The sequence below is a fragment of the Paenibacillus sp. AD87 genome (assembly GCF_001659845.1).
In the GTDB taxonomy this organism is placed as follows: Bacteria; Bacillota; Bacilli; order Paenibacillales; family Paenibacillaceae; genus Paenibacillus; species Paenibacillus marchantiae.
This window is the reverse complement of sequence record NZ_LXQN01000007.1, coordinates 4,773,091-4,795,256: the sequence shown is the minus strand read 5'-3', so window position 1 is coordinate 4,795,256 and position 22,166 is coordinate 4,773,091. Positions and strand designations below refer to the sequence as shown.

17 protein-coding genes are annotated in these 22,166 nt (G+C 47.5%); 14 read left to right on the top strand and 3 right to left on the bottom strand.

What is annotated here, in order from left to right; genetic code table 11:
* The first annotated feature begins 50 nt into the window (after nt 1-50).
* Together gpAD87_RS21155 and gpAD87_RS21150 are read left to right on the top strand one after the other, a co-directional pair.
* On the top strand, nt 51-893 hold the full coding sequence (locus gpAD87_RS21155; RefSeq protein WP_064640439.1) for a sugar phosphate isomerase/epimerase family protein: 843 nt from the start codon (nt 51-53) through the stop codon (nt 891-893).
* Between the two features lie 62 nt (nt 894-955).
* Complete coding sequence (locus gpAD87_RS21150) at nt 956-1,966, top strand: Gfo/Idh/MocA family protein (protein WP_064640438.1); 1,011 nt, start codon at nt 956-958, stop codon at nt 1,964-1,966.
* A 372-nt stretch (nt 1,967-2,338) separates the two neighbouring features.
* Here gpAD87_RS21150 and gpAD87_RS21145 read toward each other — a convergent pair whose 3' ends face one another.
* Complete coding sequence (locus gpAD87_RS21145) at nt 2,339-3,985, bottom strand: bifunctional metallophosphatase/5'-nucleotidase (protein ID WP_064640436.1); 1,647 nt, start codon at nt 3,983-3,985, stop codon at nt 2,339-2,341.
* A gap of 285 nt (nt 3,986-4,270) precedes the next feature.
* On the opposite strand from gpAD87_RS21145, the gene gpAD87_RS21140 reads away from it, so the two are divergent.
* The 5 genes from gpAD87_RS21140 to gpAD87_RS21120 all read left to right on the top strand — a co-directional run bounded on the left by gpAD87_RS21140 (nt 4,271) and on the right by gpAD87_RS21120 (nt 8,506).
* Nucleotides 4,271-5,221, top strand: coding sequence for a phosphate/phosphite/phosphonate ABC transporter substrate-binding protein (locus gpAD87_RS21140; RefSeq protein ID WP_411836508.1), 951 nt, complete (start codon nt 4,271-4,273; stop codon nt 5,219-5,221).
* Between the two features lie 173 nt (nt 5,222-5,394).
* On the top strand, nt 5,395-6,195 hold the full coding sequence (gene phnC, locus gpAD87_RS21135; RefSeq protein WP_024628881.1) for a phosphonate ABC transporter ATP-binding protein: 801 nt from the start codon (nt 5,395-5,397) through the stop codon (nt 6,193-6,195).
* Entirely contained in the window at nt 6,192-7,061 is an 870-nt protein-coding gene (gene phnE, locus gpAD87_RS21130) for a phosphonate ABC transporter, permease protein PhnE (RefSeq protein ID WP_231952695.1), read from the top strand. The genes phnC and phnE (gpAD87_RS21130) overlap by 4 nt, the downstream gene beginning before the upstream one ends.
* Nucleotides 7,058-7,864 carry a phosphonate ABC transporter, permease protein PhnE gene (gene phnE, locus gpAD87_RS21125; RefSeq protein ID WP_064640432.1) on the top strand — a complete coding sequence of 269 codons (807 nt, stop codon included), beginning with the start codon at nt 7,058-7,060 and terminating at the stop codon, nt 7,862-7,864. The genes phnE (gpAD87_RS21130) and phnE (gpAD87_RS21125) overlap by 4 nt, the downstream gene beginning before the upstream one ends.
* A 228-nt stretch (nt 7,865-8,092) precedes the next feature.
* Nucleotides 8,093-8,506: a hypothetical protein gene (locus tag gpAD87_RS21120; RefSeq protein WP_064640431.1), complete on the top strand. Its 414-nt coding sequence runs from the start codon at nt 8,093-8,095 to the stop codon at nt 8,504-8,506.
* 95 nt (nt 8,507-8,601) lie between these two features.
* Here gpAD87_RS21120 and gpAD87_RS21115 read toward each other — a convergent pair whose 3' ends face one another.
* The gene (locus gpAD87_RS21115) at nt 8,602-11,412 is read right to left on the bottom strand and encodes a chitinase N-terminal domain-containing protein (RefSeq protein ID WP_442950726.1); all 2,811 of its coding nucleotides are present in this window, start codon (nt 11,410-11,412) and stop codon (nt 8,602-8,604) included.
* Between the two features lie 204 nt (nt 11,413-11,616).
* Nucleotides 11,617-12,093, bottom strand: a complete 477-nt coding sequence (locus gpAD87_RS21110; RefSeq protein WP_064640429.1) for an RNA polymerase sigma factor — start codon at nt 12,091-12,093, stop codon at nt 11,617-11,619.
* 207 nt (nt 12,094-12,300) lie between these two features.
* Between gpAD87_RS21110 and gpAD87_RS21105 the strand changes: the two genes are divergently transcribed.
* From gpAD87_RS21105 to gpAD87_RS21075, 7 genes are all read left to right on the top strand, one after another.
* Nucleotides 12,301-13,014, top strand: a complete 714-nt coding sequence (locus gpAD87_RS21105) for a response regulator transcription factor (protein WP_064640427.1) — start codon at nt 12,301-12,303, stop codon at nt 13,012-13,014.
* Entirely contained in the window at nt 13,011-14,474 is a 1,464-nt protein-coding gene (locus tag gpAD87_RS21100; protein WP_064640425.1) for a sensor histidine kinase, read from the top strand. The genes gpAD87_RS21105 and gpAD87_RS21100 overlap by 4 nt, the downstream gene beginning before the upstream one ends.
* Complete coding sequence (locus gpAD87_RS21095; protein ID WP_064640423.1) at nt 14,471-15,628, top strand: hypothetical protein; 1,158 nt, start codon at nt 14,471-14,473, stop codon at nt 15,626-15,628. Before gpAD87_RS21100 ends, gpAD87_RS21095 begins: the two co-directional genes overlap by 4 nt.
* Nucleotides 15,629-15,862: 234 nt before the next feature.
* The gene (locus gpAD87_RS21090) at nt 15,863-16,567 is read left to right on the top strand and encodes an ABC transporter ATP-binding protein (RefSeq protein WP_064640421.1); all 705 of its coding nucleotides are present in this window, start codon (nt 15,863-15,865) and stop codon (nt 16,565-16,567) included.
* The gene (locus tag gpAD87_RS21085) at nt 16,564-17,928 is read left to right on the top strand and encodes an ABC transporter permease (RefSeq protein WP_064640419.1); all 1,365 of its coding nucleotides are present in this window, start codon (nt 16,564-16,566) and stop codon (nt 17,926-17,928) included. The genes gpAD87_RS21090 and gpAD87_RS21085 overlap by 4 nt, the downstream gene beginning before the upstream one ends.
* 93 nt (nt 17,929-18,021) lie before the next feature.
* Complete coding sequence (locus tag gpAD87_RS21080) at nt 18,022-19,113, top strand: efflux RND transporter periplasmic adaptor subunit (RefSeq protein ID WP_082935207.1); 1,092 nt, start codon at nt 18,022-18,024, stop codon at nt 19,111-19,113.
* Nucleotides 19,114-19,663: 550 nt separating this feature from the next.
* Complete coding sequence (locus gpAD87_RS21075; protein ID WP_064640417.1) at nt 19,664-21,817, top strand: glycoside hydrolase family 6 protein; 2,154 nt, start codon at nt 19,664-19,666, stop codon at nt 21,815-21,817.
* Nucleotides 21,818-22,166 lie beyond the last annotated feature (349 nt).

Genomic DNA, 22,166 nt, shown 5'->3' with positions numbered 1-22,166 from the left:
CGATGCGATGCTGAAGAACAGGTATTCATATTTTGAAGGAGGGTATTCGGATGAAAAAAGGGATTAACATATGGTCTTTTCCAGGAGATGCCTCTATTGCGGATTGTATTCAGACGGCGAAGCAAGCTGGCTTTGAGGGGATTGAACTTTCGCTTAATGGAGAAGGCGAGCTGAGTCTGTCTGCCACAGATCAGGAGGTTCGTGATATTCAGGGACGTCTAGAAGAGGCCGAACTCGAAATCGCGGGACTAGCAACCGGATTGTACTGGGATTACCCGATGACGAGCGCTCGTCCAGAGATCCGAACGAAAGCTCTGGATGTGTGTAAAAAACAGCTGGAGCTTGCCGCGGCATTTGGTGTGGATACCATTCTGGTCATTCCGGGTGCGGTGGGTGTGGACTTTATTCCAGACAGCGAAGTAACGGATTATGAAGTTGCTTACGAACGAGCGCAAGAAGCCCTTGCGCATCTGCTGCCGTATGCGGAAAGTGCCGGAGTATCGATTGGTATTGAGAACGTATGGAACAAATTTCTGGTGTCGCCGCTAGAGATGCGTACCTTTATTGATTCTTTTAATTCGGATTATATAGGTTCGTATTTCGATGTGGGCAATGTGGTGCAGAATGGTTACCCAGAGCAGTGGGTTCGCATTCTGGGTCATCGGATCAAAAAGGTACACTTCAAAGATTACCGTCGTCAAGCGGGAGGACTTCATGGATTTGTGGATCTGCTGGCTGGAGATGTGAATTATCCGGCGGTGATGCAGGCATTACAGGCCATTGGTTACGACAACTACGTGACTGCCGAGATGATTCCGCCTTACACTCATCATTCGAAACAGATCATATTCAATACATCCAATGCGATGGATGCCATTCTTGGACGTTCTTAGGAGTAAGTACAGATAACAACGTTTATACGATATATAATCTATTTTTTGTGGGAGGTAAAAACATGTTGAAAGTGGGATTGATCGGATTTGGGTTTATGGGACGTATGCATTTTGATAACTATGTACGCCTTGCCTCAGAAGGGGAACCCGTGGAATTGGTAGCCATCTGCGATCTGAGAATAGAGGAACTGAAGAACGGTAAAGCAGCCGGCAATATGGCAACAGAGCAAGAGGTATATGATCTCACACCTTATCGTTTGTACGACAACATTGACGCAATGCTGGAGCAAGAAGAACTGGATATCATTGATATTACGCTGCCTACCCCACTGCATGCTGAACTAACGTGTTCCTTGCTGGAGAAAGGCTTGCATGTGCTGTGTGAGAAACCGGTTGCGCGTCATTCGGCGGAAGGCTGGAAGATGGCACAGACGGCCAAAGAGACCGGGAAAACACTGATGATTGGTCAATGTTTACGCTTCTGGCCAGCCTATGCCTATCTGAAATCCGTAGTAGAAGACGGTCGTTATGGAGCGGTCAACGCAGGTTATTTCTTCAGGGGTTCAGGTTTGCCTCAAGAGTGGTTTTTGGATGGGGAGAAAAGCGGTGGCTGCATATTAGATATGCACATCCATGATGCGGATATTATTCACTGGGTGTTTGGCAAACCGGATCAAGTATCCACGCTGGCTCGCAACGTCATTCCGGGAAGCGGCTATGATACCGTGTCGACCAATTATGTATACCCTGACGGAAAAGTACTGAATGCCCAAGCGGACTGGACGCTGGGGGGAGACTACGGTTTCTCGATGACCTATCGCGTTAATTTGGAGCAGGGGAATCTGGTCTTTGAGAATGGTGAGCTGAAAGTAAATCCGAACGATGCTCCCGGTTTCGTCGCTGAGCTGTCACCCGACTCGGGATATTACCACCAACTCAAATATTTTATCCAATCTGTTCAAGCAGGTACGCCTGTATCTGTATGTACACCGGAGAGTGCAACAGGCACGCTTGAGTTAATTGAAGCGGAGATGCGCTCGGCGGATGAGCGTGGGGGTTTGGTTTCATTATAATAGAAAGAGCAGAACCTGTGATGCAGGTTCTGCTCTTTGCATTTCTGAAGTAGTACGGGTCTTTAAAAAGAGAGGATTTATGAATTTATTTATATTCTTTTAAACTTTCGTTATTCATTGCGCGTTCAATTTCGGCAAGTCTACTATTAATTCTCTTGATCTTATTATTCATAGTAATCAAAAAGTAAACTAGAGATATAATGCCTATAATAAAAACGAATTGAATTATAGTTGCAGACCATATAAAGCTCATTCGTACACCTCCCGAATTTCTGTTGATTAACTATAATTATACATAATTTGGGAGGCGTACGATGAGAAAATTAATTTTATGATCTTGTGGTAATGATTTTACTCTTTCAATTAGAGTAATTACTCAGTACGACCAACAACCCGCCAGTTATTCGCCTGCTCCACTGTTAGTGGTTGATGTCTGCGAATATAATCCTCCACCAGTGCCGCCATATCCGTGGCGCCTTCATGAAGTACCTTTTTGCCTGGATACATCGCATAATCACCGCCACCTGCTGCGCGATAACTGTTCATCACTACAGAGTACGTCGCGTCCATAGCAACAGGTATGCCCTCACGTTCCAGCTTCACCACACGACTTCCCACAGGTTTGGAGATATCCAGCTCATATTCGACGCCCGCCCACATGTCGTAATTATAATGCTGTGGTTTCGGCTGCATGTAAGCAGGATTAACGACAACTTCGCCTGATGTCTCCACTTCAAAGTAACGCGCCGTTTGTTCTAATGCATCCCGAATGTCCTGACCATGAAGCTCCAGCACCGTCAGTGTATTGGGATAGATAAAGTTAGATAGCACATCCCGAACGGTAATGAGGGAACCGAAACCGCGGGCCTCTTCACTGAGTAATGCGGTATTCGATATTTGTGCTCCCGTTGCTTCCATCTGCACCTGATGTACAAAAGCAATAAAGGGATGCGCCGCAAGCCGCAATGCGGCAGGATCGGTGATGGATAAGTCTCCGGCCACCTCGCCAATCGGCTGGTCCAGCCATGCCTGTGCTTTTGCTTCCAACTCATCCGTCAGTTTCATAACAGCCGCATCGGGCTGTACATCACTATCTTCATCCAAGAGCAACAAGCGAGCCTGTTTTCCGGCAATCTGCCACTTTCCATTCGATAACCGGTCCAACTGGGTGGATACATGACCTACACCGTTCCCACTAAATCCAGGCTGAACCACGGTCACACCATGTATTTCAGCGGTAAGCTGACGATGTTGATGTCCGGTAAGCAGAACGTCAATCCCTTCAATGTCACGGCAGATCGCGTACGCCTGATTTTCCCCGGTTAACCGTTCAGCAGGTTCGCCTGTCTCCAGGTCACTCTCAAAACCACCATGGTAACTGACCACGAGCACATCCGGCTGTTCATGTTCACGAATATAACCAACCCACGCACGAATAGTCTCCATAGCATCAAGGAACTGTAAACCTTCTATATTTTTCGGATGCTCCCAATTCGGAATATAGTGCGTTGTTGCGCCCAGCAAAGCAATTTTAACGCCTGAAGACAAGGTTTTGATCAGATAGGGAGGACCGAAGGCGGGAATGGCTGCTCCAGTAGGTGCAGTGTGTAGTACCTCTTCGTCAGGCTTTCCTTCATTAACAATATTTGCGGATAGCCAAGGGAAATGGGAATCTTCAACGGCTTTACGCAGCAAGTCCTGGCCGTAGTTGAATTCATGATTGCCCATTACGGCAGCATCATAGCCCAGTTCATTCAGAACATTAATGAAGGGATGCACTTCGTGATTCGAAACAAAGGAAGCAGCATACGAGGCCAAAGGAGAGCCCTGCAACAGATCACCGTTATCCACGAGCAGCAGTTCGGGTGAACGATCCCGTTCACGCCGGATCAGCGAAGCAAGCAAAGCAAGTCCGGCTGGACGATAGGCATTGGTGTTGTAATGTATGGGACGAATGGCCCCATGAAGGTCACTGGTTACCATGATGTCGAAGTTTGCCGTAGTTGTTATGGATGTCATTTTACAATCTCCTCTAAATATATAAGTTTAAACATATCAAATCACAGGACATTCTAGCGGCAGAGTACAAGGGAATTCACCATTTCTACTTGTATTATCAACTGTAATGAGGCTATTCTAACAGATCAAAGCCGCTCTGACAGCCTGACAGGAAACTTTACAAAACTCCAAATTTCGTTTCACATCGCGCAAATAATTGACGACTATAGTAGACAAGTAATGAAAAATAGAAACTCTTTGGAGGGTGTTCGCTTGAAGAAGTCTGCTTTATTTTTACCATTGTTGATTTTGGTTCTGTTTCTAAGTGCTTGTGGGTCTAACAGTAGTACAACAGGTTCGGCTAACGGGGCTGATACGAGCTCGAATTCATCCAGTACTGACACGGCAGAGACAGACAAAGCCGCTGAAGGTTATGTGCCGACTGAGCTGACTGTACAATTTGTTCCATCACAAAATGCAGATACACTCGAAGCCAAAGCAAAACCGCTCGAGAAGCTGCTGGGTGACAAATTGGGTATCCCGGTGAAGGTCAGCGTATCCACAGACTACAACACAATTATTGAAGCAATGGCTTCCAATAAAGTGGACGTAGGTTTCCTGCCTCCGACGGCTTATGTACTTGCCAAAGAAAAAGGCGCAGCTGAAGTTATCCTTCAGGCACAACGTTTTGGTGTAAATGATGAGACTGGTGCTCCAACTGAGGAACTGGCAGATTCGTATAAATCCATGATTATTGTGAAAAAAGACTCGCCAATCCAATCCGTTGAGGATCTGAAAGGCAAAAAAATCGCTTACCAGAACGTAACTTCTTCCGCAGGTTATGTATGGCCGGCAGCCCTGTTGCTCGACAGAGGCCTTGATCCTTTGAAAGATGTACAGCCAATTACGGTTAAAGGCCATGACCAAGGCGTATTGGCAGTACTGAACGGTGACGTTGATGCTGCAGCAATTTTCCAAGATGCTCGTAACACTGTAGCGAAAGACTACCCGACTGTATTTGAAGATACGCGTGTACTGGCGTTCACTGAGCCCATTCCTAACGATACGATCGCAGTACGTACAGACATGAATGCAGATTGGACAGCGAAGATCAAACAAGCATTCATCGACATCGGTAAAGATCCACAAGGTCACGAAATTATCAAAGAAATCTACACACACGAAGGTTATGTAGAGTCTGATGACAGCAAGTTTGATATCGTTCGTCAATACAACGAAAAAGTAAAAACCGAGTAGTTTTCTGTCAAAAGAAAGATCGTTAATGATTGCATTGCATTGATTATCTTTTCATTGGATAACTTCATCGTATCAGCGGGCAGGCCAGTTCAGCGTGACATACGCTGCGCTGGCTTGTCCCATTACAGCGTGACCCTGCGAAATACCATATTAATGAAAGAAGGATTACTGCCATGATTGAGCTTCACAATGTAACGAAAACATACGCTAACGGCACCAAGGGCCTGAATAATATTAATCTGAAATTTAAACAAGGGGAATTCATTGCCGTCGTTGGTTTGTCTGGTGCGGGAAAATCGACGCTTCTGCGTTCCATTAACCGACTTCATGATATCAGTGAAGGGGAGATTTTGATTAATGGCAAGTCGATTACGAAAGCCCATGGCAAGTCACTTCGCATGATCCGCCGGGATATCGGCATGATCTTCCAGAGTTTCAATCTCGTGAAACGTTCCAGTGTGCTTCGTAACGTGCTTGCTGGACGCGTGGGATATCATTCCACGATGCGTACCATTCTGGGTCGTTTCCCAAAAGAAGATACAGAACTCGCATTTGGAGCACTGGAACGGGTAAACATCGCGGAAAAAGCCTATTCACGTGCAGATCAGTTGTCCGGTGGGCAGCAGCAGCGGGTGGCTATAGCCCGAGTACTTGCACAGGAAGCCAAAATCATTTTGGCAGACGAGCCTGTCGCTTCACTCGATCCACTAACAACGAAGCAGGTAATGGATGATCTGAAACGCATCAACCAGGATCTCGGCATTACAACGATCGTTAACCTTCACTTTATCGACCTAGCCAGAGAGTATGCGACCCGTATTGTTGGATTGCGTGCCGGCGAAGTGGTGTTTGATGGTCCGGTATCCGAAGCAACAGATGAGCGTTTTGCAGAAATTTATGGCAGACCTATTCTGGCAGACGAGCTGCTGGATAAACAGGCTGTACAGGAACAGCGGGGAGAAGTTCTGGTATGAAGCAACCCGTAAACGTATCGATAGATGGATCATTGCAGAACGGATCAGGAAAGGGAAAGAGTCCTGGCACAGGTTCAGGCTCAGGCTCAGCTGTCAACCGTCCCAAACCACCGGGGCGTACCAAACATCTGCTCACGCTAGTCATCATTCTGCTGCTTTTGTGGGCAAGTGCCAAACAGACTGATGCCAGCTTCAGTGAGCTGTTTGAAGGTTTACCCAACATGCTGGATTTGCTGCGTGAGATGTTCCCGCCGCGGTGGAGTTACTTTGACAACATCGTTCAGGGCATGCTGGAGACGATTCGTATGGCTCTGATCGGTACAACGATCGGTGCGATTATTGCAATTCCGGTCTCCATCATCTGTGCAGGCAACTTAATGCCTAGCCGTTGGATCTACTATCCGGCTCGCTTCGTACTGAACCTGATCCGTACCGTGCCTGACCTGCTACTTGCGGCGCTGTTCGTTGCTGTGTTTGGACTGGGACCGATTCCTGGTATATTGGCACTCGCCGTCTTCTCGGTGGGACTGATTGCCAAGCTGACCTACGAAACGCTGGAAACGATTGATCAGGGACCGCTTGAAGCGATGACGGCTGTCGGCATGAACCGGATTCAACTGATTGTTTATGGTGTGGTGCCGCAACTGGCCGCCCAGTTTACTTCCTATGTCCTGTATGCCTTTGAGATTAATGTGCGTGCCGCTGCGATTCTCGGATTGGTTGGAGCTGGGGGTATCGGACTGTATTATGAAGCAACACTTGGATTCCTGGAATATGACAAAACGAGTGTAATCATTCTGTTTACCCTTGTCATTGTTCTGATCATTGATTATGTAAGTACTAAGCTGCGGGAGAAATTGTTATGATGAAAAATGAAACAAGCGTAATCCGGCGCAAACCACGGAAGAACCCGCTTCGCTGGGTCATTGTAATCTTGCTTATTCTTGTGTACGCTTGGGCACTTGCCGGCGTACCGTTTACCGGTTTGAAGGAAACCGCTGGTCAGATCATGAAGGCAATTATTGCCGGGGTTTTCTCCCCGGATTGGGACTTTGTTTATCTGCCTGAGGGTGAAGATTTGCTGCGAGGATTGCTGGATACGCTGGCGATCTCCGTGCTGGGTACTGTCATTTCCGCTGTACTGTGTATCCCGTTTGCGTTCTGGTCTGCCCGGAATATGAGCAGCTTCCGTCCTGTATCGGGTACGGGCAAAATGGTGCTCAGCTTTATCCGTACGTTCCCGGAGATTATTATGGCTTTGCTGTTTATCAAGGCGGTGGGTCCGGGTTCCTTCGCGGGTGTACTCGCCCTTGGACTTCATTCCATCGGGATGCTAGGTAAACTGTTCGCTGATGAAGTGGAAAATATTGATTATGGTCCTTCTGAAGCGTTGCTCGCTTCCGGAGCGACTCGCATGCAGCAGCTGTGGTTTGCTGTACTGCCACAGGTTTTGCCTGGATTCCTTAACTACACGTTGTATCGGTTCGAGATTAATGTGCGTTCCGCAACCATTCTGGGGGTTATCGGGGCAGGGGGGATTGGTACACCGCTGATCTTTGCACTCAGTACTCGGAACTGGCCGCGAGTAGGGATTATCCTGCTTGGGATCATCGTGATGATTACGATCATTGATCTGATCTCTGGATACATTCGCAAGAAGCTGGTATAGAGAAGCAAAAGTACTAATAAAGACGAATAAAATAAAGAACATGATGGATATGTTTCAATCCATTGTTGATCTATCGGAAGAGCAGCCCATGCATTAGCAGGTGCTGCTTTTTGTGTTTTGTAGGAAGTTAGTATCAGCAAAATGTTGAACCTATATGAAATTACTGTTTTAGAAGTAGTCTCATCTTATGATAATGTATAATTATAAATTTAGTAGTGGAGGTAAATTATGAGAAAAAACAATAACGTACTATGGGTGTCTATATCTATACTTATTCTAATAATCGCCATGTCTCTCACTGGGTGTTCAAAAATGCAAACAAGAATTAATCTCATGGGAGAGAGTGAACATTGGAGAGGCGAGCTAGATACGACAATAACAAATGAAAGCTCGGAAAATGGAGAGTATACTATATTTTATAAAAAAGATAATTTGGAAGATATTAAAGGATATAAAATTAACATTAATGAAGGAAGAATAATTAGAAAGGAAAGCGATTTAACTTCGAAATCGATAAATTTTCCTATAATACGAACAAAAGGTTCACAAGTCAGTAGGAATAAAGACCAAACTATTGTCATTGAGTGGACAGATATGAATGGTAACAACTTTGAAGAAAAACTGATCTTAAGTGATAAATAAAACAGAAAAAAACCGAAGCAAGGTGCCTGGAGTCCCGGCAAACTTGCTTCGGTTTTTCAATGCTTGGTTAAACGTCAGGCATTCCTTTGTGAGACTTAGCTTGCTGCTGGCAGAGATACAGCGGATTTCGTTACTTGTACCGTAATCGTTTCCGTGCTTGTCACACCCGCTGCATTGATCAGCTCGGCACGGTACGTGTACGTTCCATTCGCGTGACCGGATACATCTGTCACAGCACTTTGTGCATTAGGTGTTACGGCGTTCAGTGTTTTGGTATCGATCAGTTGACCATTCTCATAGAGACGGTATTCTGATGCGTTTGTTCCCCACCACAGATTCATCGTCACTTTGTAGTTGCCGTCCCCATCCCAATTGTCTTGGGAGAGAACTGCTTTGCCAGGGGCAGCATTCGCAACTTGTACCGTGAGTACTTCACTGCGAGTTGTCCCCTTGGAGTTCGTCAGCTCAGCTACATAGGAATAAGTCCCGTTAGCTTTCCCATTAATCGTAGTTTGGGCCGATTGCGCCGCTGGTGTAGCATCAGTCAGCTTTTGTGTGTCAATCAGCACGCCATTTTCATACAGCTTATAGCTTGTGCCATTGTCACCCCACCAGAGGTTCATCGTAACCGTATAAGATCCTTCAGACAGACCGTTGCTGTAACCATTATTGGATGTAAGCGCCGGTTTGCCTGGTGCGCCAACAGCTGGCGTAGAAGGTCCTTCTTCGCCGCCTTCCTCCACTTTTACGAAATCGTTCAAGCTTCTAGGCTTCAGTTGAAATACATCTTTGAAAATAGCGGCAACACCTGTCACGCTGATTTTATCGCCTGCTGCATAAGGGAAGGTCGTTTGCGTTACACCTGTGCGTGTATCCACACGTACATGCGTGCTTGTTCCGTCCGCTGCAACTGCGTCGAATTCAAACGAACCTGCAGGTGTTGCACTAATGATGTTCTCAACAGTTACTTCTTTCAATTGAACGAGTTGACCCTGGTTTGCAGCCGTAACTGCTGGCACTTCAATGGCAGCAGGGATGGAAGCTGTACCCGTTTTCTCGATTGCTACGATATCCGTAAGCTCAAATTCACTGTTATACAGCGCCGTTGCTGCGGTTACTTTAACCACATCTCCAGCGTGGAAGCCGCCAGTGCTTTGGAAAACATAGAGGCCGCCAGTTGTGTCTTGAAGGTAGAAGGATTGTCCACCAAAAGCACCCGGCTCTGTAGTAACTACGCCTTCAACCGTAACGGTTGAACCAGCTGCTTTGGTGCGAGCATCAGCAATGCTGATTGTTGCCGGGATAGGTCCTTCTTCTTCCGGAAGCTGCTCAGCCGGAACATTGCCGACGGTAACTGCATTTGTTATCAGGTTGCTGCCGTTCAGACGCAGACGCAGGCTGGCAGCGCCCGTTGTACCTGATTTAATGCGGACATTCAGGTCTTTGATTGCGCGACCTTTGCTGTCGGAAGTTACGCTAAAGTTGGAGCTATAACCGTATGAAGTCGGCCATGTACCACTTTCATTCTGAATCATGGCGACCTGTGTTCCACCAGTCAGGTAAATCCCTGCACTGTAACCGGAAACGGTTGTGTTAGCAGGCATGTTCTCGACAACCACGCGGATCTGGAAATCCTCCGCATTAGGCAGGGTGTCCTGCTTCACGAAGCTGTAGGAAGCATTCGCGCTTGAAGCTGGTCCGCCATAAGAACCTGCTTTGAACGTGGAACGATCATACCACTTGTATCCGGCAGCTGGTGCGGCCCAAGGTTCAGCCTGTGGTTCAGTGGAAGCCGCAGGTTGTTCGAACGGAAGCAATGCTGTTGCATTATCCAATTGAAGTCCGTTCACTTGAGTCAAGCTAGTGTAATTTTCTTGCGTAGCAAGCCAGTTGACCGTATTGACCAGCAATTTGCCGTCATCCACTTCTTTGAAGCCGTCATACGTTGTTTTGCGAGCGCCAGTCTCTTCACGCAGATATTTCGGTGAAGCATCCTCAACCGGAGAAGAGTCCCCGATAAACGCTGCTTTACCTGCACCCAGTTTGGATACGGCTACGTAAGGACCTTCTTCAACTCCGCCGCCGTTGTATACGCCTTGGTCAACAGCGTTTGGCCAAGCTGCATTCGTTTTCGGCAGGTATACAATACCTTTAGCCTTTGTTGGATCGGTGATCGCAAGTGTGGACCCTGCGTGCATGGCTACAGCGGATACACCTTCCGTAATACCAAATGCCTGTCCAGCAGGCACAATGTTAGTAGCGTTAATATCGCCTAATGCGTTGTAACGGAAGCGTACACCGAAATTATCGGACAGCCAGTCCGTGCTGGTTACATTTTGCATCGCCTCAGAGTTACGCTCTTCTGTGCTCATGCCTTTGGCTGGATCTTCGAACGCGCCACGACGATAGCCGTTGATCGCTTCAGAACCGTCCCAGCGGTTTTTGTTACGGTCAGCATTGTAGTGATCTCCAATGAAGAAGATGCTTCCGCCTTTTTCCACATACTCTTTCATGGCTGCCTGTTCTGTCGTTTTGAAGGGAACATTGGGTTCAGCGATGACAAACACGTTATATTCTTTCAGATCGTCATAGGTAAAAGGAGTCGTCTTGCGCAGTTCCTTTACATAATATCCATCATTCGCGAGTGCATTGCCGAAGTCCGAGAAGCCTCCGTCAATGACCCAGTCAGCCGCTCCGGCTGTCTGTGCATGAGTATTGTCGAACAATACTTTCTTGCCTGCATTTCCATTAACAACCTTCGCCTGAATGAACGGTGCAGGGTCTGTTGCCCACTCGGCTTGAACCGCTGCATCTCCGTTCCACAATCCGATCTGAAGCGGCAATGCCATGGACAATGCCAGGAGTGATTTTACCCATACTCCTCGCATACGTGTCAATTTACCCAACCAAATCCCTCCCAAATATTAGTTGAAACATGAGTTCGTCCATATTCTAACACACCAAAATCTCACATAGTCATAACAATTTGTAAAAACGAACTCGACTTTTGTAAAAATGAGTCATTTGTCATGCTCGATAAAGCAAATTTTGATACTTTCTAACATCAGATGTTGATTTCACGTCATTCCTGCAATGAAAAAAGCCATCTCTTATGAGATGACTTTGGCCCGAATTCGATTGACGGCATGGAATACCGAGGATTTGATCATGCCTTCACTGCGGTTGACGAGCTGGGCGGTTTCCTTGATGCTGTACCCGTGAATCACGCGTAATTCAAGAATTTTGCGATGTTCTGTATTGTTAATGACCGACACAAGGTCGTTAACACCTTCGGAAATCTCCAACTCGGACGTATCACAGTGATACGTTTGCATCTCCAATCTACTGTCCCGCCTTAATGTACGGGTTCGCTTGCGGAATGTATCCATGGCGAGGTTACGGGCAATTCTTTTGAGGTAGTAGAGTAGCCGTTCTTCCGGAATGTCTGCCGATACATTCATCATTCGAATGAAGCACTCCTGCGTGAGATCCTCTGCATCCTGTTGATTTTTGACGATCTGAGATAGATACCGTGTCACTTCTGATTTATAGTTTACATAAGCATCATGAATGGTTGTTTTGTTCACGTGATGTTTTCCCCTTTGGATACCGATCTGGCCTTTTCCGGTCTGGTTTGTTCTCTATGTTCCATAGTATATCGGGATGATGTTTCCAAAGACGCCAGACTTGTATCCGAGTTGTAACATTTTTCGTGAACCTCTGTTCAATCATGAAGCAGAGATACAAAATATAAGGCAGATGAAATTCATAGAGCAGGGAGATTAAGATTCATCATGAGACCGAAACAGATTTTGATTATTGAAGACGAAGAGTCCATTCGCGACATCCTGTCCTATTCTTTGCGCAAGGAAGGATTTGAGATGGCCGAAGCAGCAACAGGCAGAGAGGGCCTGGAGTTGCTCAGAGAGTCCAGACCAGACTTGATCCTGCTGGACCTGATGCTGCCGGATATGAGCGGATTCGATGTGTGCAGACAGCTTTCCGTAAATTCAAAGATTCCCGTGATTATGATTACGGCGAAATCCGATATGCTGGACAAGGTGCTCGGCATGGAGTTGGGGGCGGACGATTATATTACCAAGCCATTCGACATTCGTGAGGTGGTTGTGCGCATTCGGGCCATTTTCCGCCGGATTGATCTAATCAGCGAGACGCTGGAGAATCAGTCCTATGAAGTGGTACGCCTTGGCAGACACATTGAAGTACGCAAGGATGAGCGTGAAGTCTGGAAAGATGGGGAACGCGCTGGACTGACCAATAAGGAGTATGATCTGCTCTTATATTTGGTCAACCATCATCGCAAAGTACATACAAGGTCCGAGTTGCTGGATAAAGTGTGGGGATTTGATTTTCCCGGAGATACCCGGACGGTAGACATTCATATTCAGCGCATCCGCAAGAAGCTGGATAGTGGGGAGCAGGGGATTTCACTTATCGAGACGGTCTTCGGCGTAGGGTACAAACTGAATATTCAGGTGCATACATGAAGTGGACGATCCAGTTCAAAATGGTCGTTCTTTTCTCGGTCATCGTATTTATCGGTTTTTCGGCCTTGCTCATTATTTCGAATAAAGTGGGTGAGGAGAACATGTACAGGGAAGTGCAGGAGGACATGGTGCAATCCAAAAAAAATCTGGATATCGCGCTCAATCAATACTTTCTGATTCATAACAAGCGCATTAGTGAGGACTCCCTGGGAACAGGGAATCGGGATCTCGCAGAACAGATCGGCTCCGCGGTAGGCGGAAAGGTCGTGGTCTATCGATCTGATGGCACTCCGTTCAGCGGCGCGGGTTTGGAAGGGAAGCCGGGTGCTGCTCAAACCTCGGATCTACAGGCTGCCATGAAATCAAAGATTGCCTATACAACCGTTGTGGATAAAGGCAGAGTAACAGGGAATCTGTCCTTCCCTGTGCTGTCTGATGGGAGCATCCTTGGCATTATCCAGCTGGAAAGGGATTATACGGATCTGTTCAAACGGCATCTGCGCTTTCAGAACACCATCAAGGGTTTTGCAGCCGTCATTTTTGTGTTTGTTTTCATAGGATCTGTCTTTATTTCACGCCAGATTACGAAGCCGATTCGTGTGCTGACGAAACGTTCAGCCGAAGTTGCACAAGGCAGCCTGAATGCAGATATCCACATCTCGACGAAGGATGAGATTGGAGAGCTCGCTTCCAGCTTTACGGTCATGATTGCTCGGGTAAAGGAGCAGATTGACGTGATTGAGAGAGAACGGGATGAGGTCAAGCATTTGCAGGCACGCAACAAGGTTTTTTTTGACAATGTGACGCATGAATTAAAGACACCGCTGACCACGATACTGGGGTATGCCCAGATTTTGCGGGATAATGGATTTACGGATCAGGCGTTCTTCGATAAAGGGTTGAAATATATTATCAATGAGAGCCAGCGCCTCAACGTCATGGTTGCGGATATCCTGGAAGTGACCGTATCGTCGACACCGATTCAAACCTTCCGTTTTGAGCGGGTGAATGTATCGAATATTATTCGGGAAGCATGCGAAGACATGTCCATCAAGGCGGGCAAGTACAATATTGGCATTCGCTATGAGCTGGAAGAACTGCTGTATGTTCAGGGAGACTGGAATAAGCTCAAGGAAGTTTTTTTGAATGTGCTGGATAACTCGGTCAAATACGGGAATGTGAATTCCATCATTCAGGTCCAATCGTTTCGGCTGGGGGATTCGGTAGCCATACTGATTCGTGATGAAGGAGAAGGCATTCCGGAGGAAGCGCTGAAGCATGTATTTGAACCCTTTTACCGGGATAACGGGATGAACAGGACAGAGAAGGGAAGCGCCGGGCTGGGCTTGTCAATTGTGAAAAACACGGTGGAGCAGCATGGGGGAACGGTGGAAATGAAGAGTATATTGAACAAGGGAACACAGGTGAATATCAGTCTGCCTGGAGAATCGGACGTATGAAGAAACGAGGATTTTGGAGCAGACATCGCGATATGCTTATGTTATCCGGTTTGCTGATTGTATTTGTCGGAGGTATCTTTGGCATTGGTAGTCTGTTCAGCATTGGACATGGGAAGCCCAGAACCGTCATTCTGCCGGATAAACAGTTCAACAGCCGCCTCGCCCCGCCGCCAAGCAGCACCATTCAGATTGAGTCGGCTACCAAGCTGCCCAATGACTTTGCCATTTATGATTTTGAGGTAGCTGATCCCAACACGGTCATATTGAATCGGCCGGACCGTTCCTATACCGGGATCAAGCTGTCACAGCTGCATATGGATGATAATCTCTTGAAGGACATCGCCACGAATACAGAGTATGGGATTACTTTGAGTCCGGATCAGAGCAAGCTGATTTATTCCCAATACCGATCGACTCAGGCGCAGAAGACAACCTATGAATATGATTTGAAAACAGGAGAACATCTCAAGCTGAAGAATGACAACTCCTATTCACGCGTCTTTGTAGGTAATGAATCCTACATCGGATATGATGACCTGGTGTTCAACATGGTGGAGCTAAAGTCAGGAAAGAAACATGAATTGTACAGTTATGATGAGTTAGTTGCCAAGGTCGCACAGACGAGCAACATTTCCAGTCCGGATGATACCCTGATTATGCTGGATTCATATGAGATTAGCCGGGATTTATCACGGGTGTATGTGCTGGTTAAATTGAAAGAAAATTACGCGGTCTATAGCTTCTCTCTGAACGACAAAAATGATATCACTGCATACACCCCTGCCCAGGATATACAGCAGTTTAAGGTTTTGAAGAATGGGGACATGCTGATTCAGGGCATGATCAACAACGAACAGGGATTGTACAGATATCGAGCGGATACCAAGAAGTTTGAGCTGCTGGTCAAAGGGCCCATCTGGAGCTTCGATCTGGATGAGGAGGAGTCCCGCATTGCCTATTTTTTGACACTCGAAGGACAGAAGAATGAGGTGCACATTGCCTATCTGAATGACCGGAAGCTGGGGTCCGATACGGTTATCTACCGGAATATTGATTACTTTATCAAGTTGAAATGGAATGACAGCAATCTCTTTGTTGTCGGGAGCTCTATGGAAAAAAGCGAGTTATATCGGTTTAGCTTCCGAGCTTGGTAAAGATGTGAATATGGAATGCTCAGAAATTAGGCCCTATGGAATGAAGTCGCTATGTTAAGGACTGAACCCATAGGGTCTTTTTGTGATTTGAACATGTTGCATAAATCCAAAGAAGGCCTTTCAATCCAATGCATCTAAAGGCTGATTTTACAAATTGGATACAAGTCCAGATTGGACCGATACATCTGATGGCTATAATTACCTCTATTACATCGATGAGAGGAAGCCGGATTCATGCTGCGAGTTGAACAGGTATCACACACGTTCCGCAATGCACAAGGGATTGTTCCCGTATTGCAGGACATTAACATATCCGTGGGTAAGGGTGAGATGGTTGCACTGCTGGGAAGCTCCGGTTCAGGCAAATCGACGTTATTGCATCTGATGGCAGGTCTGATGAAGCCGGACACAGGCAAGATCCTTATTGCAGATCAGGATATTGTGCGTATGAGTGAGAACCGACTGGCGGAATTCCGCCGGACACATATTGGCTTTATTTTTCAGGCGTATGAGCTGCTGGCGAACCTGACAATTCGGGAAAATGTGGAGCTGCCGCTCGTATTTCAGGGCATTCGCCCATCACGGCGTAAGCAAAAGGCGATGCACCTGCTGGAACAGGTTGGCCTTGTCGGCAAGTCCGAATTATTCCCTTCCCAGCTATCAGGAGGGCAGCAGCAGCGCGTCAGCATTGCGCGTTCACTGATTACGGAGCCGTCCGTCATATTCGCGGACGAGCCTACCGGGAACCTGGATACGCGAACGGAGGAAGAGATCATTTCCATTTTGCAACAGCTGAATCGGGAGATGCATACAACATTCGTTATTGTCACGCATGAGGCTGAAGTGGCGGAGCAGATGCAGGTTATCATTACATTGCAGGACGGATGCTTGGTGGAGAGCGGCCAGTCCAAGGCAGTAGAGCAAGGAGAGCGGTTGTGAGAGTTCTGGATGTGTTGCGAATGTCATGGGGACAGATTGTGCGTAGAAAGGTGGTTACTCTTCTGTGCATGATTGGCCTGTCCATCGGCTGTGCGGCCATGATTATCGCGTTAAGCGTGGGGCAGTCGGTACAGGTCTATGGTGAGAAAACGTTAAACGAGAATTACAAAATGGATGAGATTACAGTATCCCCCAATGAGGGAATCGGTTCGAGCGGAAGCAATGGGCAGACGTCCACCTTCGAGCGAGGAGCGCTGACGGCTCGAAAAATCGATATTATTGCCAGCCTTCCGCATGTCGTCGCCGTTGCTCCGATGCTGAAGCTGGATATGCTGGAGATGGCTACATTGGATGGCAAAAGCTCCAATGTGGAAGTTATCGGTACAGAGCTTGGATCATTGAGCCGTTTCGGCTACCGTTTTGACAAAGGCGGGGCATCGGGGATCAGCGGAGCCGCTATTGTGAATTACGGTGCAACCTTCGGACTTGTGGACGCCGAGGTGATCCGCGAACTGAACAACAAGCTCATGGAGGATTCGTTTAATGACGAGTTTCTACAGCAATACATGGCGTTGATGTCTACCCAAACCGAGCTGTTTCAGGCACAGTTTAACCTGAAATATCAGGACATGAATGATTCGTCCAAAGCCAAAACAAGCTCCCCTTTGCGAGTGACGGGTGTACTGAAGGTGCCTGGCGGCATGAGTGAGAACAATGCCATGTATGACAAAAAGGTCTATGTTTCCCTCGAAACCGCCCGAATGCTCGCTGAACAGTTCCAGAGCAGTCAGGCACAGGCCGCGGCAGCAGGACGGTTGAACTCGGCGCTCGTGAAGGTAGAGGACAAGAAGTATGTGGCACAGGTGCAGGAGCAGATTCAGAAGCTGACGCTGATGACAGACAGCAATCTGTATCAGGAGCAGGCGATGAAGGAACAGCTTGGCATGTACCAGAAGGCCGCTATGGGCATAGGGATATTCGTTATGCTGCTGGCTTCTCTATCCATTATCGTTGCGATGATCATGTCCACACATCAGCGCCGCAAACAGATTGGCGTCATGAAGGTGCTGGGAGCCAATCTGTGGCAGATCAGGCAGATGTTCATTACTGAAGCTGCTGTACTTGGAGTGTTGGGCGGCATTGTTGGTGTCTTCATCGCTTACGGAGCCATTCAGGGGGTAAATGGACTACTCCAAGGACAAATCTCGATGGAGGCAAGCACACCTCTCCAAGTGGTTATTGAGACGTCGGCCCTGCCTGCTGGTATAGCGTTTGCGGTGTTGACCGGAGTACTCTCGGGAATCTATCCGGCGATTAGCGCCTCGCGTACAAATGCGTTGCAGGTAATTAAATCGGCATAAATATAAAGCAGAGATACAGGAAAGCACAGTTTAGGGATTTAAGGATTTAACAGACAGAATCAACAGACAGATTTAACGAAGGGACATACGGCAATGAAGAATTCGGCAATAGGCAAATGGATAAAGAGAATCATCATGATCGGACTGCTCGCAGGCGCTGGATATTTTCTGTACCAGCAATATAAACCGGTACCCGAAGTGCCCATCGAGGCTCCGCAGCCCATTACATTTGGAGTCACACAGGAGACGATCACGCAGGAAATTCAGGTCAAAGGCAAGTCGGCTTATGCCAAACAGACGGATGTGTACGCTCCTTTTGCCTCGAAGATAAAGCAGTGGAATGTGGAGAATGGGGAGCCCATTCACAAGGGAGCCGTAATGTTCTCGCTTGATTCGAAAGCATTGCAGACGGAAGTGCAGCAGTTGGAGACCGATATTGAGAAATCGAGGCTGGAAGCTCAATTGAATGAGATTGGTCTTACTCAGGGAGAGGGTCCCGAGCAATTGGGGGTTACTGAAGAAGAACGGAAGAAAGCCTTCGCCGAGCGGGAAACAAAACGACTGACCAACGAAATGAACAAGGAATCCATCGCCGTAAAGGAGCAGGAGGTTCAGGCCAAGAAAGCGGTCATGGGTTTATCCACCGTGTACGCGCCTGTATCCGGTGTGTTTCTGATGAACGATACGGAGACCAAGACACGTATGGTGAGCGAAGGTCAGTATGTGGGTACCATTGTGGACACAGGCAAATTACAATTTGTGGCGGCGATTAGCGAGCAGGAGCTATTCAAAATCCAAACAGGCATGCCTGTAAGTGTACATATGACGGGAAATAAGGAGGTTCCGTTAACCGGAAAGGTCAGCAAAATCTCCAAGTTTGCCAAAAAGGGAACGGAAACAGATCTGAAGCAGCCTTCCCAATTCGATATTGTCATTGATTTGAAGCCGAACGCCAAGCTGATCGGTGGATTAAGTCTGGAGGGCAAGATTGAAACGCTGCGCAAGGAGAAAGCGACGGTCGTTCCCACGCTGGCGGTCATGCGAGATCAGGATACGGCATATGTGATGCTGGATCAGGGCAACGGGCAATATGCACAGCAGACGATTCAAACAGGCATCGAGACAGATGACAAGACTGAAGTATTGAACGGCTTGAAACCAGGAGATATTGTAGTGCTTCCATAAAAAAAGAGCATGAGAATATGCTATGTCAATTAGCTCATTACGGGGGATAAACCCGTGATGAGCCTTTTTTATGGCTTGGGGAGGCACATCTCAGAATTCCTGCCTGATTTATGGAATTAAATATAATAAATTTTAATAAATTCAATTTACAGTAATATTTTCATGGAGTATAATCGATTCATAAGGAGGTGGACACGCGATGTGAGGTTTGTATCGAGGGTAAGCCTTTTTTTAAAACCTCTAAAAGTAAGCGCTTACTTTGATTGAGTCTGAGCAATGCCTTGAAAGCCGTTCACCAAAGATCACCCGCACACACCTACAGATGTTATCCCCCTTGCTTTGTCCCTTAACCTCAGTGTAAGACACCATTTCTGTTTCTTGTTTCACACCTTATTGTTGTTGACCTGGCTTGTCCCAATTGAACTACATTCATGGAGGTGAAGTCCCTACAGCTCATCCATACGTTCTCTACCGTGCATAGCATCTTGCCGACACAGAGGATCAGACATGAGTATATACCCAATCCAAGTACAGGAAAGGTGGAACCCTAATGACTAAATCGAAAACCTTATCGAAAGGCGGAAAGGTGCTTCGCAGAAGTGTAAAACAAATGCTGGCAGCAACGCTGCTCGCGGCGGGCATTTTCCCGGGCATGGCTCCAGGAGTGAGTCAGGCGGCTGAAGCGCATGTGGATAATCCGTTTGTCGGAGCTACGTCGTATTTAAACCAGGATTATTCCGCTCTCGTGGATACGTCCATTGCTCTCACCAGTGATGCAGCGTTAAAAGCCAAGATGGAAACGGTGAAATCCTATCCAACGGCAGTCTGGATCGACCGTATTGCCGCCATTAATGGTGGAACAGACAATGCTGGACGCAAAAGTGTGGAGCAGCATCTGGATGCCGCCTTGGCACAAAAGAAGGCAGGTTCTCCAATTACCGCTTCATTCGTTATTTACAACTTGCCTGGGCGGGATTGTCATGCCCTTGCATCCAATGGTGAACTTCCACTAACACAGGCGGCCCTACAGACGTATAAAAATGATTATATCAATGTAATCGCCGATATTTTTGCAAAGCCCAAGTATCAGGACATTCGCATCATCGCCATCATTGAGCCGGACAGTCTGCCCAATCTGGTAACTAATCTCAGTACACCAGCTTGTGCCCAAGCGAGTTCAACAGGAATCTATGAAGCTGGCGTGAAATACGCATTGGAAAAGCTGCATGCTATTCCGAATGTGTACAACTACCTGGATATTGGTCACTCCGGCTGGCTTGGTTGGGATAACAACCGTACAGGTGCAATCTCGCTGTATACCAGCGTTGTCCAAGGAACAGCAGCAGGTCTGAATAGCGCCGATGGCTTCATTACGAACACAGCGAATAGCACACCGCTGAATGAACCGAATCTGCCTAATCCCGATCTGAACATCGGCGGACAACCGATCAAGTCTTCCAAGTTTTATGAGTGGAACCCTTACTTTGACGAAACCGATTTCACTGCGGCACTGTATAGCGGATTTGTACAAGCTGGCTGGCCGGCCAGCACGGGCTTCCTCATTGATACCAGCCGTAATGGATGGGGCGGGGTGAATCGTCCAACGTTTGCCACAGGCAGTGATATTAACACGTACGTGAACTCCGGGCGTGTGGATAAGCGCGATCACCGGGGGAACTGGTGTAATAACAGTGGAGCAGGCATAGGTGAAGCACCTAAAGCTGCACCAGGACCAGCCCATCTGGATGCCTATGTATGGGTCAAACCTCCAGGGGAGTCTGATGGCTCCAGCTCGGAAATTCCGAACAACGAAGGAAAAGGCTTCGACCGGATGTGTGATCCAACCTTTACAACTCGTGATGGTGTATTGACGGGTGCACTGCCTAACGCACCAGTGTCAGGTCACTGGTTCCATGACCAATTCGTCATGCTGGTGCAAAACTCATTCCCTGTTCTTCCTGCCAGCAATGGTGGAGGGGGTGGAACGACAGCTCCAGCAGCTCCGGCAACACTGTCTGCGACAGCAGGTAACGCACAGGTTTCCCTGAGCTGGACAGCCTCCACAGGTGCGACCAGTTATAACGTGAAACGGGCGTTGAGTGCATCGGGTCCATTCACTACGGTTGCTGCGAGCGTGAGCGGTACATCCTACACGAATACAGGGCTGAACAATGGAACGACCTATCATTATGTAGTTAGTGCCGTGAACGCTGCCGGGGAAAGTGTCAATTCTGCCGCAGCTTCTGCAACGCCGCAAAGTGTAGTTGTTCCGACGAGTGATCTGGTTCTGCAATATCGTGCGGGAGATACGAACGCGGCAGATAATCAAATCAAACCGTATTTCAATATCAAAAACGTAGGTAACACGGCTGTAAACCTGAGTGATTTGAAAATCCGTTATTACTTTTCCAAAGAAGGTACCGCAGCGATGGACTCTGCAATTGACTGGGCTCAGGTCGGTGGAGATAACATCCAACGCACATTTACCGATTCCTATGTAGAGCTGAGCTTCACTTCTGGAGCAGGCGCGATCCAGGCAGGTGGACAGTCTGGGGACATCCAGCTCCGCATGTACAAAACGGACTGGAGCAACTTTGATGAAACCAATGATTATTCCTACGATCCAACCAAAACATCCTATCAGGACTGGAACAAGGTGACCCTCTACAAAGGCGGTACCCTGGTCTGGGGCATTGAGCCTTAAAAGGAATGTTATACAGTTGATTCGGTAGTGAAAAAATGAAGTTCGCTGATGGAAGCGTTTAAGAGCCGCTTGAAGATCTGAAATTAGGGATGTGTAAACGGACGTATGAAAGAGGGCTGTCCTCTGATCATGGAAATGATCTGGAGACAGCCCTCTTTTTTTCTTACGAACAGAGCAGACGCTATATAGGTGATTTGGTGCAGTTGGAAATTCTAACGAATCCTAGACACGTTATTCAGTAAATTTGGGTGGTTTTAGCCCCGCTTAGCATCTTTTTGGCCCGAATAGGGTTACTGAGGTTCGTTAGGATTCGTTGTTGGAGTTTTACGCCCTAATAGGATGTGTGAGA

What these genes read in the sequence shown, in the direction of transcription:
- gpAD87_RS21155 (WP_064640439.1), top strand. Translation starts at nt 51, where the DNA reads ATGAAAAAAGGGATTAACATATGGTCTTTTCCAGGAGATGCCTCTATT.
- gpAD87_RS21150 (WP_064640438.1), top strand. Translation starts at nt 956, where the DNA reads ATGTTGAAAGTGGGATTGATCGGATTTGGGTTTATGGGACGTATGCAT.
- gpAD87_RS21145 (WP_064640436.1), bottom strand. Translation starts at nt 3,985, where the DNA reads ATGACATCCATAACAACTACGGCAAACTTCGACATCATGGTAACCAGT.
- phnC (WP_024628881.1), top strand. Translation starts at nt 5,395, where the DNA reads ATGATTGAGCTTCACAATGTAACGAAAACATACGCTAACGGCACCAAG.
- phnE (WP_231952695.1), top strand. Translation starts at nt 6,192, where the DNA reads ATGAAGCAACCCGTAAACGTATCGATAGATGGATCATTGCAGAACGGA.
- phnE (WP_064640432.1), top strand. Translation starts at nt 7,058, where the DNA reads ATGATGAAAAATGAAACAAGCGTAATCCGGCGCAAACCACGGAAGAAC.
- gpAD87_RS21120 (WP_064640431.1), top strand. Translation starts at nt 8,093, where the DNA reads ATGAGAAAAAACAATAACGTACTATGGGTGTCTATATCTATACTTATT.
- gpAD87_RS21105 (WP_064640427.1), top strand. Translation starts at nt 12,301, where the DNA reads ATGAGACCGAAACAGATTTTGATTATTGAAGACGAAGAGTCCATTCGC.
- gpAD87_RS21100 (WP_064640425.1), top strand. Translation starts at nt 13,011, where the DNA reads ATGAAGTGGACGATCCAGTTCAAAATGGTCGTTCTTTTCTCGGTCATC.
- gpAD87_RS21095 (WP_064640423.1), top strand. Translation starts at nt 14,471, where the DNA reads ATGAAGAAACGAGGATTTTGGAGCAGACATCGCGATATGCTTATGTTA.
- gpAD87_RS21090 (WP_064640421.1), top strand. Translation starts at nt 15,863, where the DNA reads ATGCTGCGAGTTGAACAGGTATCACACACGTTCCGCAATGCACAAGGG.
- gpAD87_RS21080 (WP_082935207.1), top strand. Translation starts at nt 18,022, where the DNA reads ATGAAGAATTCGGCAATAGGCAAATGGATAAAGAGAATCATCATGATC.
- gpAD87_RS21075 (WP_064640417.1), top strand. Translation starts at nt 19,664, where the DNA reads ATGACTAAATCGAAAACCTTATCGAAAGGCGGAAAGGTGCTTCGCAGA.